At 56.8% G+C, this 16,287-nt stretch carries 14 protein-coding genes and 1 pseudogene; 2 read left to right on the top strand and 13 right to left on the bottom strand.

What is annotated here, in order from left to right; genetic code table 11:
• Window positions 1–9 precede the first annotated feature (9 nt).
• From tcuR to ybfF, 6 genes and pseudogenes are all read right to left on the bottom strand, one after another.
• Window positions 10–936, bottom strand: coding sequence for a tricarballylate utilization LysR family transcriptional regulator TcuR (tcuR, locus tag OGY07_RS18320; protein ID WP_042285423.1), 927 nt, complete (start codon window positions 934–936; stop codon window positions 10–12).
• A 130-nt stretch (window positions 937–1,066) separates the two neighbouring features.
• Window positions 1,067–1,513, bottom strand: coding sequence for a ferric iron uptake transcriptional regulator (gene fur, locus OGY07_RS18315; protein ID WP_042285420.1), 447 nt, complete (start codon window positions 1,511–1,513; stop codon window positions 1,067–1,069).
• A pseudogene (locus OGY07_RS23505) lies at window positions 1,506–1,591 on the bottom strand (fur leader peptide). The gene fur and the pseudogene OGY07_RS23505 overlap by 8 nt, the downstream one beginning before the upstream one ends.
• Window positions 1,592–1,794: 203 nt before the next feature.
• Window positions 1,795–2,325, bottom strand: coding sequence for a flavodoxin FldA (gene fldA, locus OGY07_RS18310; protein WP_042285419.1), 531 nt, complete (start codon window positions 2,323–2,325; stop codon window positions 1,795–1,797).
• A 150-nt stretch (window positions 2,326–2,475) separates the two neighbouring features.
• Window positions 2,476–2,769 carry a LexA regulated protein gene (ybfE, locus tag OGY07_RS18305; RefSeq protein WP_042285416.1) on the bottom strand — a complete coding sequence of 98 codons (294 nt, stop codon included), beginning with the start codon at window positions 2,767–2,769 and terminating at the stop codon, window positions 2,476–2,478.
• 128 nt (window positions 2,770–2,897) lie between these two features.
• A complete protein-coding gene (ybfF, locus tag OGY07_RS18300) occupies window positions 2,898–3,671 on the bottom strand; it encodes an esterase (RefSeq protein WP_200033707.1) in 774 nt (257 codons plus the stop codon).
• A gap of 189 nt (window positions 3,672–3,860) precedes the next feature.
• Here ybfF and seqA point away from each other — a divergent pair, with 189 nt between their 5' ends.
• Both seqA and pgm read left to right on the top strand, forming a co-directional pair.
• Window positions 3,861–4,406 carry a replication initiation negative regulator SeqA gene (seqA, locus tag OGY07_RS18295; RefSeq protein ID WP_042285411.1) on the top strand — a complete coding sequence of 182 codons (546 nt, stop codon included), beginning with the start codon at window positions 3,861–3,863 and terminating at the stop codon, window positions 4,404–4,406.
• A gap of 23 nt (window positions 4,407–4,429) precedes the next feature.
• Window positions 4,430–6,070, top strand: coding sequence for a phosphoglucomutase (alpha-D-glucose-1,6-bisphosphate-dependent) (gene pgm / locus OGY07_RS18290; RefSeq protein ID WP_286602224.1), 1,641 nt, complete (start codon window positions 4,430–4,432; stop codon window positions 6,068–6,070).
• 70 nt (window positions 6,071–6,140) lie between these two features.
• Here the strand turns inward: pgm and potE are convergent, their stop codons facing one another.
• From potE to kdpB, 7 genes are all read right to left on the bottom strand, one after another.
• Entirely contained in the window at window positions 6,141–7,460 is a 1,320-nt protein-coding gene (gene potE, locus OGY07_RS18285; RefSeq protein WP_042285407.1) for a putrescine-ornithine antiporter, read from the bottom strand.
• A complete protein-coding gene (gene speF / locus OGY07_RS18280) occupies window positions 7,457–9,655 on the bottom strand; it encodes an ornithine decarboxylase SpeF (protein WP_286602223.1) in 2,199 nt (732 codons plus the stop codon). Before speF ends, potE begins: the two co-directional genes overlap by 4 nt.
• Window positions 9,656–9,911: 256 nt before the next feature.
• Window positions 9,912–10,016 (bottom strand): leader peptide SpeFL, encoded by a 105-nt coding sequence (gene speFL, locus OGY07_RS18275; protein ID WP_106875989.1) that lies wholly within the window; start codon window positions 10,014–10,016, stop codon window positions 9,912–9,914.
• Between the two features lie 278 nt (window positions 10,017–10,294).
• Entirely contained in the window at window positions 10,295–10,972 is a 678-nt protein-coding gene (gene kdpE / locus OGY07_RS18270; protein ID WP_042285405.1) for a two-component system response regulator KdpE, read from the bottom strand.
• Window positions 10,969–13,656: a two-component system sensor histidine kinase KdpD gene (kdpD, locus tag OGY07_RS18265; protein WP_286602219.1), complete on the bottom strand. Its 2,688-nt coding sequence runs from the start codon at window positions 13,654–13,656 to the stop codon at window positions 10,969–10,971. The genes kdpE and kdpD overlap by 4 nt, the downstream gene beginning before the upstream one ends.
• Window positions 13,656–14,222 (bottom strand): potassium-transporting ATPase subunit KdpC, encoded by a 567-nt coding sequence (gene kdpC / locus OGY07_RS18260; RefSeq protein WP_042285401.1) that lies wholly within the window; start codon window positions 14,220–14,222, stop codon window positions 13,656–13,658. Before kdpC ends, kdpD begins: the two co-directional genes overlap by 1 nt.
• Window positions 14,223–14,229: 7 nt before the next feature.
• Window positions 14,230–16,278 (bottom strand): potassium-transporting ATPase subunit KdpB, encoded by a 2,049-nt coding sequence (gene kdpB, locus OGY07_RS18255; RefSeq protein ID WP_042285398.1) that lies wholly within the window; start codon window positions 16,276–16,278, stop codon window positions 14,230–14,232.
• Window positions 16,279–16,287 lie beyond the last annotated feature (9 nt).

The raw sequence follows: 16,287 nt of genomic DNA, 5'->3' as shown, positions 1-16,287 counted from the left end.
AAACCTTCTTTAGTTAACGTAAAGGGTGGCGCCTGGCCAGCGGTCAGCCTCAACCAGTTCACGCATCACTTTACCCAGCACGACGCGAGCTGCCAGCCCCGCCGGGGTCAGCTCGTCATCCGATAAACTGACCAAAAAGTTGGGACGGCTGAGGACCGGATTATGGACGCCGATCACGCGCAGGTCGTCCTGGTCCAGTCGGGAAATCGCCGCGCCAGGTTGTAGGGTGGCGCCCAGACCGTCGCGGACCGCCCGCATCAGTAGCGTCAGACCGTCAATTTCCGCAACGATATCAACCTGCAGCGCGTGCTCTTGTGCGATAGCCTCCAGTCTGCCGCGCAGACCGTGGCCCTGACTGGGCATTACGAGGGGAATATTCGCCAGTTGAGCAGGCATGATGTTGTCTTCAGGGAATATAGCCAGCAGGGGGTGGGGGCCGATCAGAAACAGCCGCTCTTCCAGAACCGGCTTCGCGCTCCAGCGCAGGATCTTCTCTTTCTGAAAGACGACCGCTAAATCAAGCTGGCGGGTGTTAATCATCCGCTCAAGATTGCCGGAGAGACTCTCCACGACGTGCAGCCGCACGTCAGCGTAGCTTTCCCGCATGGCGTTAATAAACGGAATGCCCAACACCGATGCCGTACTGGGCGCCATACCGACGCTAACGTGGCCGGATAACCGCGCCTCACGCGCAGCAAGAATGGCGTCGTCGGCATGCCGTAGCGCCAGTTGCGCCTGAGAATAAAAGGCCAACCCCGCGTTAGTGGGCGTGACGCCGCGCGACGTTCGTTGCAGCAGGCGGATGGCGAGTTCGCTTTCCAGACGTGTCATTTGTTGGCTCAGCGCCGAGACGCCAATGTCGAGATCCAGCGCGGCGCTACCCATGCTGCCGGTTTCAACAATACGAACAAAATAACGTAACTGGCGAAGTTCCATTTCGATTCTCCGGACAGGTCAGGGAAGGGAATTTTTACATTAAAGCAACACGGGCGGGGAGGGAAGGAAAACGGCGGGATCGCGCCCACAAAAAAGCCAGCCCGCAGGCTGGCTTTCATCAAGCGTAAAATTATTTGCCGTCGTGCGCGTGTTCGTCTTCGCGGCAGTCGCCTTCGGCGCAATGGCCATAGAGATAGAGGCTGTGGTTCGTTAAACGAATACCGTGCTTCGCCGCAATCTCACGCTGACGGGCTTCAATCGAATCATCACTAAATTCAATCACTTTGCCACAATCGAGGCAAATAAGGTGATCGTGATGATGCTGCTGGGTCAGCTCAAAAACGGATTTGCCGCCTTCAAAATTGTGGCGGGTTACGATACCGGCGTCATCAAACTGGTTCAGCACGCGATAGACGGTCGCCAGACCAATTTCTTCACCCATGTCGATCAGTCGTTTGTATAAATCTTCCGCACTGACGTGATGGTTATCCGGTTCCTGAAGCACTTCCAGAATCTTTAAACGTGGAAGCGTTACTTTCAGGCCAGCCTTCTTTAATGCGGTATTGTTGTCAGTCATGCGGAATCTGTCCTGTTGCTAAACGATTCACTTCATACGAGAAGTGACAGAAATTGCATTCGAGATAATGCCTCTCATTATAGGACTGCCATCCTTAAATGAAAACTGCAAGCCTCGGGCAAATGTTAATAAAAACGTGGTATTGCCTGGAAATGAGAGCGCCACCTAATAACTCCCGCACATTGTACAGGGATGGGCAAGAAAGTTACAAATTTGTAGCAATTATTTTGATTGGTTTTGTCTATTGATGCGGCGCAAATGGTCTTTGCGCCGCACGGTCATCAGGCGTTGATGATTTCATCCAGGTGCAGTTCTTCAGAAATCTGCTTAACCCATTTCTCAACGCGCTCGGCGGTCAGTTCTGGCTGGCGATCTTCGTCAATGGCCAGACCGACAAAGTGATCGTCATCGGCCAGGCCTTTCGACGCTTCAAAATGATAACCCGCGGTCGGCCAGTGACCGACGATGGTCGCGCCACGCGGCTCAATGATGTCGCGGATAGTGCCTAACGCGTCGCAGAAATATTCCGCGTAATCTTCCTGGTCGCCGCAGCCGAACAGCGCCACCAGCTTACCGTTGAAATCAATCTCTTCCAGAGTCGGGAAGAAGTCGTCCCAGTCACACTGCGCTTCGCCATAGTACCAGGTCGGGATACCAAGCAGCAGGATGTCATAGCCTTCAAGATCTTCTTTGCTGCTTTTTGCAATGTCATGCACGTCGGCAACATCTTTACCAAGCTGTTTTTGAATCATTTTTGCGATATTTTCGGTGTTCCCGGTGTCGCTGCCGAAAAAAATGCCAGTGATTGCCATGAGTAAAGTAACCTCTTGAAACTTATTGAAATGGTGGGGGCAAATTGCCCACAGATAAGGGCAATCATAGCAGAACAGTCAGGTATGCGGAAATAGCAAACGCACGCGAGTGCACTCCCTGCTACATGATAGTGATAAATTGTGCGGGTTTCAGACTGAACCCTGGCGTCGCAACGTCGCCAGTTGGCTCATCAGGATTTCTTCGATCAGCTCGCTGCGGCTGATGTCGCGCGATTCCGCCAGTTCATTCAGGGCGTCGACGGCTTCCGCGTTGAGCTTAAGTTCAACACGTTTCAGGCCACGAACTTTGTCGCGTTTAAGCTGGTTGCGCTTGTTAATGCGCAGCTGTTCATCGCGTGAAAGCGGATTGGTTTTAGGTCGTCCCGGGCGACGCTCGTGCGCGAACAGATCTAATGTCGTACGGTCCGTTTGTTCTTTGGCCATGATTTTGGTGACTTCGGGGAAACAATCAGCCAGGCCTCTGCCCGGATGGATAGCGCGCCATCATACATCAGCGGATGGGGCACGCCAACGTTCGCGCGCGCAATCGCGCGCGGACGCTGAGTTTTTAATCAGTTTGCGCTGTCGTTCAGATAACGACGAATGGCGCGCAGCACTGCGTCAGGTTTTTCGGCATGAACCCAGTGGCCTGCGCCCGCGATGACATGCGCGCGCGCCTGTGGGAATTGCGCGAGCAGGTCGTCGCGATACGCCTCGGTGACGTAAGGGGAGTTGCCGCCAGGGATAAACAGCGCCGGGCGATCCCAGGCTGGAATCGGCTCCCAGCCGACAATATGCGGATACTGATCCCACAGCGCCGGCACGTTAAAGCGCCATTCGCCGTCAACGTACGACTTCAGCAGAAACTGAATCACGCCCTCTTCTCTGAGATGGTCGCGCATGACGGCAGCCGCCTCCTTGCGCGTCGTGGCCTGAGACGCCGTCACGGCGTTGATCGCCGCGAAAATCTCATCGTGGCGTCGTACCTTATAATCTACCGGGGCGATGTCGATCGCCACCAGACGATCGATGCGTTCCGGGGCCAGCGCGGTCAGGGCCATCACCGCCTTGCCGCCCATCGAGTGGCCAATAAACGTGGCTTTTTCGATCTGCTGCGCATCCAGAGTGTCGAGCAGATCCTGCGCCATCGCCGGATATGTCATCAGCGGATCGCGGGGCGAGAGGCCGTGGTTACGCATATCGACCTGGAGGATATCGTGATCGCTGACCAGCTCGCGGGCCAGCACGCCGAGATTGTCCAGGCTGCCAAACAGACCGTGAACGAGGACGATGGGAGAATTATTGTGCAGGTTTTGTGCAGTTTGCGCTCGGATATTCAATTTCATGGCAAAGTTCTTTTTTTCGCTCTGTCGGGTTAGGGTATTATGTTGACCATTCTGCCACTGGGCTGCAACTGATACGGTTTACTCCGAGTTTTTTGTTCAGCCAGGTTTGACGCTATCCGCTGTTGGGATTTGCTCCTATAATTCCAACGATTTGTATTCAGATCAGTTATGACACCGCACTGGATTAAGATGAAAACGATTGAAGTTGATGATGAACTCTACAGCTATATTGCCAGCCACACCAAGCATATCGGCGAGAGCGCGTCCGACATTTTACGGCGTATGTTGAAGTTTTCCGCCGCATCGCAGCCCGTCGCGTCGGCGACAAAAGAGGCACGCGCCGCGCAGCCTGTGAGCGCAGAAGTGAAACCCGTCAATCCCGTCAAAGACAAAGTGCGCGCTATGCGTGAGCTGCTGCTGTCCGATGAATATGCGGAACAGAAAAAAGCGGTGAATCGCTTTATGCTGGTGCTGTCTACACTTTACTCACTGGATCACCAGGCGTTTGCCGATGCCACCGACTCGCTGCATGGCCGCACTCGCGTCTATTTCGCGGCGGATGAACAGACGCTGCTGAAAAACGGCAATCAGACCAAGCCGAAACATGTGCCTGGCACGCCGTACTGGGTGATCACGAACACCAACACCGGCCGTAAATGCAGCATGGTCGAACACATCATGCAGTCAATGCAATTCCCGGCGGAATTGATTGAGAAGGTTTGCGGAACAATTTAATGCTTGCATAAAAGGACCAGGCAATGGCAATCCACAACCGTGCAGGTCAACCTGCGCAACAAAGTGATTTGATTAACGTCGCCCAACTGACGGCGCAATATTATGTACTGAAACCCGAGGCAGGGAATGCCGAGCACGCGGTGAAGTTCGGTACCTCCGGACACCGCGGCAGTGCAGGTCGCCATAGCTTCAACGAGCCGCACATTCTGGCGATTGCCCAGGCTATCGCCGAAGAACGTGCGAAAAACGGTATCACCGGCCCTTGCTATGTGGGGAAAGATACCCACGCGCTGTCCGAACCGGCGTTTATCTCGGTGCTGGAAGTGCTGGCGGCCAACGGTGTCGACGTGATTGTTCAGGAGAACAACGGTTTTACCCCGACGCCTGCGGTGTCGAACGCTATCCTGGTTCACAATAAAAAAGGGGGGGCGCTGGCGGACGGTATTGTCATCACGCCGTCTCACAACCCGCCGGAAGACGGCGGCATCAAATACAACCCGCCGAACGGCGGCCCGGCAGATACCAACGTCACGAAAGTGGTGGAAGACCGCGCAAATGCGCTGCTGGCCGACGGTCTGAAGGGCGTGAAGCGCATTTCTCTCGATGCGGCGATGGCGTCTGGTCACGTCAAAGAGCAGGATCTGGTGCAGCCGTTTGTGGAAGGGCTGGCGGAAATTGTTGATATGGCCGCCATTCAGAAAGCGCGCCTGACGCTGGGCGTCGATCCGCTGGGCGGTTCCGGTATTGAATACTGGAAGCGTATTGCGGAGCACTACAAGCTCAACCTGACCCTCGTGAACGATCAGGTGGATCAGACCTTCCGCTTTATGCACCTGGACAAAGACGGCGCGATCCGCATGGACTGCTCCTCAGAGTGCGCGATGGCTGGCCTGCTGGCGCTACGTGATAAGTTTGATCTGGCGTTTGCCAACGACCCGGACTATGACCGTCACGGTATCGTCACACCGGCGGGGCTGATGAACCCGAACCACTATCTGGCGGTCGCTATCAATTATCTGTTCCAGCACCGTCCGCAGTGGGGCAAAGAGGTGGCGGTGGGTAAAACCCTGGTTTCCTCGGCAATGATTGACCGCGTGGTCAACGATCTGGGCCGCAAACTGGTCGAAGTGCCGGTGGGCTTCAAATGGTTTGTTGATGGCCTGTTTGACGGTAGCTTTGGCTTTGGCGGTGAAGAAAGCGCGGGCGCATCGTTCCTGCGTTTCGACGGTACGCCGTGGTCCACCGATAAAGACGGGATCATCATGTGCCTGCTGGCGGCGGAAATTACCGCCGTCACCGGTAAAAACCCGCAGGAACACTACAACGAACTGGCGGCGCGTTTCGGCGCGCCAAGCTATAACCGCCTGCAGGCGGGCGCAACCTCTGCGCAAAAAGCTGCGTTGTCGAAGCTGTCGCCGGAAATGGTCAGCGCCAGCACGCTGGCAGGTGATCCGATCACCGCGCGCCTGACCGCGGCGCCGGGCAACGGCGCGGCGATCGGCGGTCTGAAAGTGATGACGGAAAACGGCTGGTTTGCCGCGCGTCCATCCGGTACGGAAGACGCCTATAAAATCTATTGCGAAAGTTTCCTCGGCGAAGAACATCGCAAGCAGATCGAAAAAGAAGCGGTTGAAATCGTCAGCGAAGTGCTGAAAAACGCCTGATGCGTCAGGCGTTACCGACAAATGAAAAGGCGCCGTAAGGCGCCTTTTTTGTCTCAGGATGGGGGCTAACTTACCCGTGCTTATTCTTCAGCTCAAAGCGCGGCGATACCAGTCCGTATAGCGTCCAGCCGAGGAAGGTGACAATCGAGCCATACAGCATCGCTTCCTCCCCCGACGAGTAGAGCGCGTAGAAGCTGTACATCGCGCCAACAAACGCCACGAAGTTTGCCATTTTCGCTTTCGCTGGCGGGACGTTCGCCACCCGCTGAATAATCACCAGCGCGGCCATCGACAGGATATACGGAATAATATTGGTGACCACCGCCAGGTTGACCAGCACATTAAACTGGCTGTTCAGCGACGGGCTAATGGTCATCAGCGAGAGTCCGCTCTGAATAATCACGATAGTCAGCATCCCTTGTACCGGCGCATCGACCTTAGTCACCCGCGAGAAAATTTTCGGGAAATAGCCTTCATCGGCAGAGGATTTAAACACCTGAGCGATGGTGAACTGCCAGCCCAACAGGGAACCGCAGCAGGACATGATCATCAGCGCCATGATCACTTTCCCCACTTCCGGCGTGAACATCTGGGCAAACGCCAGACCAAACGGGGCCGTGGAGTTGGCCAGGTCCATGTTCGGCACAATCCCGGCAATCACGTTGGTGGAGACGATGTAAATCACCGCTGCGCCAAGCGTACCGCCAAGAACCGCTATCGGCACGTTGCGTTCAGGGTTATCCACCACTTCCGCGTTAGCACAGGCGGACTCCAGGCCGAGGAAAGCCCACAGCGTCATGGCGATAGACGACCCGACGGCGGTAAAGAACGGCACGTGATGCGGGTTCCATGAGTTCGCGTACAGCGTCGGACTGAACCAGAACCAGCCGATGATGCACAGGCCAACCACCGGAATGATCACCCCCCAGACGGTAATACTGCTGATCTGCCCGGTAATCCGCGCGCCGCCGAAGTTGGCAACCGTACAGATCCACAGAACGCCGATGGTGGCGAGGCCAATCTGCACCGGCGTGAGCGTCGCGCCGAACAGCTCGGTCCCGTAGCCCACCGCGGAAATGGCAATCGCCACGTTGGCGATTAACAGCGACACCCCATAGGTATAGTTGGCCATAAAGTTACCGGACTTGCCAAATGCATACTCCGCGTAGCCGCCCATGCCGCCAGATTTGCGGCTGAACATCCCGCACTTGGCGAACGCCCAGGCCAGCGCCATGGATCCGACAGCGGTGACCAGCCAGGAGATAATCGAGATGGTGCCGACCTCCGCCAGCTTGGTCGGCAGCATGATGATCCCGGAGCCCATCATGTTGACCATCGTCAGAATGGTAAGCTGCATCACGCCCATTTTGTTGGCTTTGGCTTTACTCATAATGTTTCTCCTTTCAGCAGACCGTCATGCTCTTGTCGCGCTTTGATCACGTAGCACCACACCTGCTTACGACCATCACATTCTTCGATGTAGACCCCCTGCAGCTCCGGCGCAAAGCCCGGCAGCAGGTTGATCCCTTCTTTCAGCGCGCTGAAATAGCGCAGCACCGCGCCGCCCCAGACTTCGCCGGGCACGACGCACAGCACCCCCGGCGGGTAAGGCAACGCGCCTTCCGCGGCAATACGGCCTTCGGCTTCCGGCAGCGGCACCAGTTCCACCTCGCCGCGCAGATAGGCGTAATTTGCCTCCTGCGGATTCATGCTGACGCGTGGGAAATGCGCTTTACGGAACATCTCTTTTTGCAACTGCTTAACGTTGTGGCGCGCGTACAGGTCGTGCATCTCCTGACACAGCTGGCGCAGGCTGTATCCGGCATAGCGTGCTTCATGCTGCTTGTAGATGGAGGGCAGCACGTCGGCCAGCGGCGCGTCGGACGTCAGCAGTTTTTCGAAACGCACCAGCAGTGCGACAAGCTGCTGCAATTTCGCCATGTCTTCTGCCGGGGTCAGCAGAAACAGGATCGAGTTGAGATCGCATTTTTCAGGTACGACGCCGTTTTCGCGCAGGAAGTTGGCGAGAATGGTGGCCGGAACGCCAAAGTCGTCATATTCGCCGGTCCGCGCATTAATGCCCGGGGTGGTTAACAGTAGCTTGCAGGGGTCGACAAAATACTGATGCTCTGCGTAGCCTTCGAACGCGTGCCAGCTTTCGCCGGGTACAAAGTGGAAGAAACGCAGATCGCTGGCGATGGTCGCCGTTGGCCAGGCATGCCACGGTTTCCCGTCCACCGTTTCCGGGACAAACGGACGGATATACTGACAGTTCTCAAGGATCAGCTTGCGGGCGTCGATGCCGTTCGCCACGCAGTCCATCCACATATTGCGGCCGCTGGCGCCCTCGTGCATTTTGGCGTTGATATCCAGCGCTGCGAACAGCGGATAAAACGGGCTGGTGGAGGCATGCATCATAAAGGCGTTATTCATGCGCTTATGCGGCACGTAACGTGACTGCCCCTTGATATGACTGTCTTTTTTATGGATCTGCGAGGTCTGGGAGAAGCCAGCCTGTTGTTTATGCACCGACTGGGTCACCAGAATGCCCGGATCGTTTTCGTTCAGTTCCAGCAGCAGCGGTGAGCAGTCCGCCATCATCGGAATAAACTGTTCATAGCCGACCCACGCGGAGTCAAACAGAATGTAGTCGCACAGATGACCAATCTTATCCACCACCTGACGGGCGTTATAAATGGTGCCGTCGTAGGTACCCAACTGAATCACCGCCAGGCGGAACGGACGCGCATCGCGGGCGCGCTGAGGCGCGACTTCGCCGATCAGTTCCCGCAGATAACGCTCTTCAAAGCAGTGGGCGTCGATCCCACCGATAAAACCATACGGGTTACGCGCGGTCTCCAGATATACCGGGGTGGCGCCCGCCTGCAATAATGCGCCGTGATGGTTTGACTTGTGGTTGTTACGATCGAACAACACCAGGTCACCCGGCGTCAGCAGCGCGTTGAGCACCACTTTGTTCGATGATGACGTTCCATTCAGCACAAAATAAGTTTTATCGGCGTTAAACACTTTTGCCGCGTGCTGCTGGGCGACGCACGGCGCGCCTTCGTGGATCAGCAGGTCGCCCATCGCCACGTCAGCGTTGCACAGATCGGCGCGGAAAAGCGTTTCGCCAAAATACTCAACGAACTGGTTGCCAGCAGGATGGCGACGGAAAAACTCGCCGCCCTGGTGTCCGGGGCAGTCAAAGGCGCTGTTACCCTGGTTAACGTAATCGACCAGCGCACGGAAGAACGGCGGACGTAACTGCGTTTCATAGTGGCTCGCCGCGGTTTCCAGTTGCCGACCATAATAGGCGCTACGGGCTTCATGGCACTCGAAAACACCCGAGATACGCGGCAGGAATTCCGCCGGGACGCGCTCTTCATTTTCGGTCGCGACAAACACCGGGATACCGTAGCCGGTGGCGTCAATTTCTTCGAGTTTACCTCGTTCAATATCATTGACCGATAACACGACCGCCGCCACGTCAATAAAATGGGTTTCATCCACATTTACAATATTACGCTGCGTTGAGAAGCAGTCGGGGCAGGAACGGCTTACGGCAATTTTTAATTCAGACATGTTCATCTCTTTATTTCAGGTAATAGCAGGTCCTCAATTTCTCAAATGAGAAACTGATAGCGCCGGAATAAAAGCAAAGTCCATCCCCTGATAAATAAAATCAGTGAATTGCTTTTTTTAGGATGCAAAAAACCTTACCTGTCCGGTTACAGGCAAATTCAGGTTTACGCAGTGTGAGCACTTGGAGATACAGGCGCAGGCCTGTGATACAGCGAGTCAGGAAGACCTGTATGCTGACGTGCCCATAGTCGAACGACTAACGGGCGTTAAAGAAATGAAAGTCAAAACTATTACGGTGGGCAAACATCATAATATGTGTTGTTCGCCTGATATGGGGCATTAAGCGGTTATTGTTTTCCATTTTGGTTACCTTTCCTTTATCAGTAGAAGGTGAGGGTATTTTATCCAGGAAAACAGTCCGATCCGTGAAGGAGATCAACAAAAAACGATCATTCGCAAAATATTTAGTCGTTTTTTATGCATGATGGCAGATAAGATATCAAAATGTGTTTTATATGTTATATATTTGTATTTTGTTATTTTTGTGAGAATAAACTTATGCCGCCATAATTATTATTATGGCAGTGCGGTATATTAAAAATTAATTTTTAGAATTATTTAAAAATAATGAATAACCATTCATGGCATAAAACGATAGCCAATGCCGGTTTCGGTGATGAAATGCCGGGGACGGGCCGGATCCTGCTCCAGCTTTTGCCGCAGGTGACCCATATAAATACGCAGATAGTGGCTATGTTCGACCGCGTTCGGCCCCCAAACCTGATTCAATAGCTGCCGTTGCGTTAACACTTTTCCCGGATTGTTGAGCATGACGGCCAGCAGGCGGAACTCAATCGGCGTAAGGTGAATTTCACTTTCGCCGCGATGAATCAGATGCGCGGCGAGATCCACCACGATGTCGGAAAAGCGGACAACCGGATCAGGGGAAGGGGTTGCGGCATGACGGCGCAGGGCCACGCGCAGACGCGCCTGCAGTTCGCCAATACCAAAAGGTTTACTCAGATAGTCATCCGCGCCCGCGTCAAGGGCGGCAATTTTATCGTTCTCTTCGCTGCGGGCAGAAAGTACGATCACCGGGACGGCGCTCCACTGCCGCAGATCGCGGATGAAATCGATGCCGTCGCCATCCGGCAGGCCAAGATCGAGAATAATAAGATCCGGTTTCCGCGTGGCTGCCTCCAGCAGTCCACGCTGCAGGGTTTCCGCTTCGAATACACGCAGTCCGTCGCCTTCCAGCGCGCTGCGCAGAAAACGGCGGATGGCCTGTTCATCTTCTACAATCAGAACGTTTGTCACATATCCTCATGAAAATCATCAAGTTCTGGTGGGGCTTCTTGCTTCAGTGTAACACGAAAACAGGCGCCGCCCTGCGGGCGATTATAGACGGCAATGGCGCCGCCGTGCACTTCAACAATCGCCCGACAGATCGCCAGTCCCAGCCCGACGCCGGGTACCGCGGTCTCTTTATTACCTCTGGCGAATTTGTCGAAGATCGGCTGCTGCTGTTCCTCGGGGATCCCCGGTCCGTTGTCCCACACGTCAAGCAGCAGTTGGTCGCCTTCGACATGGGCGTCAATGCCGATCTCCGCTTGCGGTCCGGCATACTTAATGGCGTTTTCCAGCAGATTGATCAGGACCCGTTCAAACAGCGGGCCATCAACATGGATCAACGTCAGCGGGGCTGGCAGGGAGAGATTGATCGGGTGAAGTAACCCCGGCTCCAGCATTTTCAGCGCGCTGCCCACCACTTCTTCCAGCGTCAGCCACTCTTTTTTCAGGTTAAAGCCGCCTGACTGAATGCGCGCCATATCCAGCAGATTATTCACCAACCGGGTAGTATTCAGCACATGCTGGCGAATTTCACTGGCCTGCTTCGCGTGCGCGGAGCCTTCGCTGGCCAGATCGAGGGTGAGAATTTCCGCCTGGCCAAACAGCACCGTCAGCGGAGTGCGCAGATCGTGAGAGAGCGCAGCGAGCAGGGCGTTACGCAGGCTTTCCCGCTCGCTGGTCAGACGCGCCTGTTCTTCACTGGCGGTGAGCGTCAGGCGCTCAAGGGCGTTCGCCACCAGCAGCGTAAAGGTTTCCAGCAGGCGCTGTTGTTCAGGGATCATCAGTTGTCGCAGGTTTCCCGGCTCGACGATCGCCAGCCCGTACGTTTTGTCCGCGCTGCGCAATGGCAGGATCTGGTACGGCACGCCGGGAAGGGTATCGGTGCCCGCGCCAGCCGGTTGGCCCTTGTCAAAGCTCCAGCGGGCGATCGCATCGTCCCAGGGCGTCATGCCCCTGGCGTGGGTCAGCGGCGTCAGACTGCCTTGCGCATCCGGTAACAGAATCTGGCTGCGGGCGTGAAACGTGGAAGCGATAAATTGCTCGCTGGTGACGGCAATATCTTTCTCGCTGCGATCCATCGCCAGCGCTTTCGACATTTCATACAGATGACGGGTGCGTTGTTCCCGATAACGCGCCACGCGCGCCTGGTAGCGCACCCCAGCGGTGAGATTCCCCACCACCAGACCCACCGTGAGCATCACCCCGAAGGTCAACAGATACTGAACGTCGGATACTGCGAGCGTGCCGCGCGGGGCAATAAAGAACAGGTCAAAGCTGACCACGCTGATCACGGTAGAAAATACCGACGGCCAGCGGCCATAAAAAAGAGAGATCACCACCACGCCCAGCAGATACAGCATCACCAGGTTGGCGGCGTCGAAGGCCGCCAGCCACTGGCTGGCAATGAATGTCGTCAGCGCGCAAAGGGCGACGGCGACCAGACAGCCCTGAATTTGCACCCGCCATTTGTCCTTAAAACTGCGGGTATCCGGCAGGGCGGAGAGTGGGCGTAGCGGCGACTCGTCCAGCGCGACAATCATAACGTCCAGTTCCGGCGCGCGTTTCGCCAGCCGGTCCGCGAAAGACGCTTTGTGCCACCAGCGCCGTCCGGGGGGGCGTCCCAGCACGATTTTGCCCAGGTTATGCTCGCGGGCATAGCGAACCACCGCTTTCTCTTCACGGGGATCGGAAAGGGTGGCCGTTTCCGCCCCCAGCTCCTGCGCCAGCCTCAGAGCGCTGAGAATGTCCCGCCGCTGCTTTTCCGGTAAACGGTGCAGGGCGGGCGTCTCGACGTACACCGCATGCCAGACGCTGCCCAGCCGGGACGCCAGACGCGCGGCGGTGCGCACCAGCTTTTCGCTGCCGGTATTGTGTCCAATGCACAGCAGAATGGCGTCGCGTGTGTGCCAGACTTTTTCCTCGCCGGGGCGTCCCCGCCAGGCGCGCATTTGATCGTCCACCCGGTCGGCGGTGCGCCGCAGGGCCAGTTCGCGCAGGGCGATGAGATTGCCTTTGCGGAAGAAATGTTCAATGGCGCGTTCGGCCTGACCGGCGATATACACTTTGCCTTCCTTCAGGCGCTGGCGAAGATCGTCAGGCGGCAGGTCGACCAGCACCACTTCGTCGGCGGCGTCAAAGAAAGGATCCGGAACGGTTTCGCGCACCTGGATACCGGTGACACCGCTGACGACATCATTGAGACTTTCCAGGTGCTGGACATTCACGGTGGTGAACACATCGATACCGGCTTCAAGCAGTTCTTCAATGTCCTGCCAGCGTCGCGGATGACGTGAGCCAGGCGCGTTGCTGTGCGCCAGTTCGTCCATCAGTATCAGCGCCGGACGGCGGGCGAGGGCGGCGTCGAGATCGAACTCGCTGATGTGACGCCCGCGATGCGCCTGGCGTTTCAGCGGTAGAATCGCCAGCCCCTCCAGCAGGGCGGCGGTCTCTTTGCGTCCGTGGGTTTCCACCACCCCAATCAGAACATCCAGCCCCTGGGCGCGCAAACGTTGCGCTTCGGCCAGCATTGCCCAGGTTTTCCCGACGCCCGCGCAGGCGCCGAAGAAAATTTTCAGTTTTCCCCGGTGCGGCGCCGCCGTCTGCTCCAGCAGACGATCGGGATCCGGGCGGAGCGGTTCTTCATTAACCATCAGAGCTTATCCAGCGCTAAATTCAGTTCCACGAGATTGACCACTGGCTGGCCGAGGTAGCCAATCGGCGGCGTTTGGGTATAGTTTGCGACCAGTTGCCTCACCGTTTCAACGCGCAAATTGCGCGCGTTGGCGACGCGCGGGATCTGCCAGGCGACGGCGGCCGGACTCAGGTTGTTATCCAGACCGCTGGCGGACGCCGTGACCAGTTCAACCGGCACCGTAGCGCTGGCCTGCGGGTTGGCGGCGCGCAGGGCGGCTATCCGTTGCTGGATCTGCTGATCCAGCTCAGGGTTGCTGACGGCAAGGTTGCTGCCGCCAGACGCCATCGGATTATAAGGCATGTCGGCGGTAGCGGAAGGGCGACCGTGGAAATATCCTTCCGCCGTAAAGTTTTGCCCGATAAGCCTGGAGCCGCGCACAATGTTATTGTCAATAATCAGCGAGCCGTTGGCCTGCGGCGCAAACCACCACTGTCCCAGTGTGGTGGTCAGCAGCGGGTAAACCCCGCCGGTCAACAGCATCAGAAAAATCAGCGTCGACAAGAATGGACGTAGTTGATTCATATATCCCTCACACCAGACCCAGCAGGGTCAGCAGAACATCAATGATTTTGATTCCGATAAACGGCACCAGCAGACCGCCGAGGCCGTAAATCCACAGGTTGCGGCGCAGCATCGCAGAGGCGGAGAGCGGTTTGTAGCGCACGCCTCTAAGCGCCAGGGGGATCAAAAAGACAATGATCAACGCATTAAAAATGACCGCGCTAAGAATCGCGGAATCCGGCGAATGCAAACGCATAATATTCAGTGCATTAAGCTGCGGGTACGTTGCGGCAAAGGCAGCCGGAATAATCGCGAAGTATTTCGCCACGTCGTTAGCGATACTGAAAGTTGTCAGGGAACCGCGTGTCATCAGCATCTGTTTGCCGATATGCACCACTTCAATCAGCTTGGTGGGGTTAGAATCGAGATCGACCATATTACCCGCTTCTTTCGCCGCCTGGGTGCCGGAGTTCATCGCCACCGCGACGTCAGCCTGAGCCAGCGCTGGCGCGTCGTTGGTGCCGTCCCCGGTCATCGCCACCAGGCGTCCTTCCGCCTGATACTGGCGAATCAGCGCCAGCTTGGCTTCCGGCGTGGCTTCGGCGAGGAAGTCATCCACCCCCGCCTCGGCGGCGATGGCGGCGGCGGTCAGACGGTTGTCGCCGGTGATCATCACCGTTTTAATGCCCATTTTGCGCAGTTGGGCGAAACGTTCTTTTATGCCGCCTTTGACAATATCTTTAAGCGCGATAACCCCCAGTACGCGTGCGCCTTCCACGACCACCAGCGGCGTGGCGCCCAGGCGGGCGACGCTGTCCACTTTTTGCTCGACATCAGGCGGGAACTGCCCGCCGTTAGCCTCGACGTGGCGGCGAATCGCATCCACCGATCCTTTACGGATCATCCGGTTATCGATGTTAATACCGCTCATCCTGCTCTGGGCAGTGAACGGGACGAAAGTGGCATGCAGCGACTGCACGTCGCGCTCGCGCAGATTAAAACGCTGCTTGGCGAGGATAACGATACTGCGGCCTTCCGGCGTTTCGTCCGCTAACGAAGAAAGCTGCGCCGCGTCCGCCAGCGTGCGTTCATCCACGCCGCTGGCGGGCAGAAACTGTGACGCCTGACGGTTGCCGAGGGTGATGGTGCCGGTTTTATCCAGCAACAAGACATCCACATCGCCCGCTGCTTCCACTGCACGTCCGCTGGTGGCGATAACGTTCGCGCCGAGCATCCGGCTCATGCCGGCCACGCCGATCGCGGAGAGCAATCCGCCGATGGTGGTCGGGATCAGGCACACCAGCAGCGCCACCAGTACGGTCACGCTCACCGGATGGCCGCCCCAGGCGGAAAACGGCCACAGCGTTGCCGTTGCCAGCAAAAAGACGAGGGTAAGGGCAATCAGCAGGATGGTCAGGGCGATTTCGTTTGGCGTCTTACGACGCTGCGCGCCTTCGACCATGGCGATCATCCGGTCGAGGAAGGTTTCGCCTGGATTGACGCTGCATTCGATTACCAGCCAGTCGGAGAGGATACGCGTCCCGCCCGTGACCGAGGCGAAGTCGCCGCCGGATTCACGGATCACCGGCGCAGACTCGCCGGTAATGGCGCTCTCATCCACCGACGCGCCGCCTTCAATGACTTCGCCATCGCAGGGAATGATATCGCCGGCTTCCACGAGGACGATATCGCCTTTACGCAGTTGGTCCGCCGCCACACGATCGCTTTGCGCGCCGTATTTCGGCTCGCGCAGTTTGCGGGCGAAGGCGGTTTTTTTCACCCCTTTCAGGCTGTTGGCTTGGGCTTTACTGCGTCCTTCCGCCAGCGCTTCGGCAAAATTAGCGAACAGCACGGTGATCCATAACCACAGGGCGATCGCGCCGGTAAACCGCGCGCTGCCAGGCATCTGCCCGCCAGCCATCGCGATGGCTATCAGGGTAGTCAGCAGGCTGCCGATCCAGACGATAAACATCACCGGATTGCGCCACTGGGTATGGGGGCTTAATTTTTTCACGGCGTCCATCAGCGCCTGAGCGACCAATGACGGTTCGAAAAGCGCCTGTTGTTTGCGACTCATAGTCATGTG

This window comes from Citrobacter sp. Cs237 (assembly GCF_030332325.1).
GTDB lineage: Bacteria > Pseudomonadota > Gammaproteobacteria > Enterobacterales > Enterobacteriaceae > Citrobacter_A > Citrobacter_A sedlakii.
This window is presented reverse-complemented; position numbering and strand designations above follow the sequence as displayed.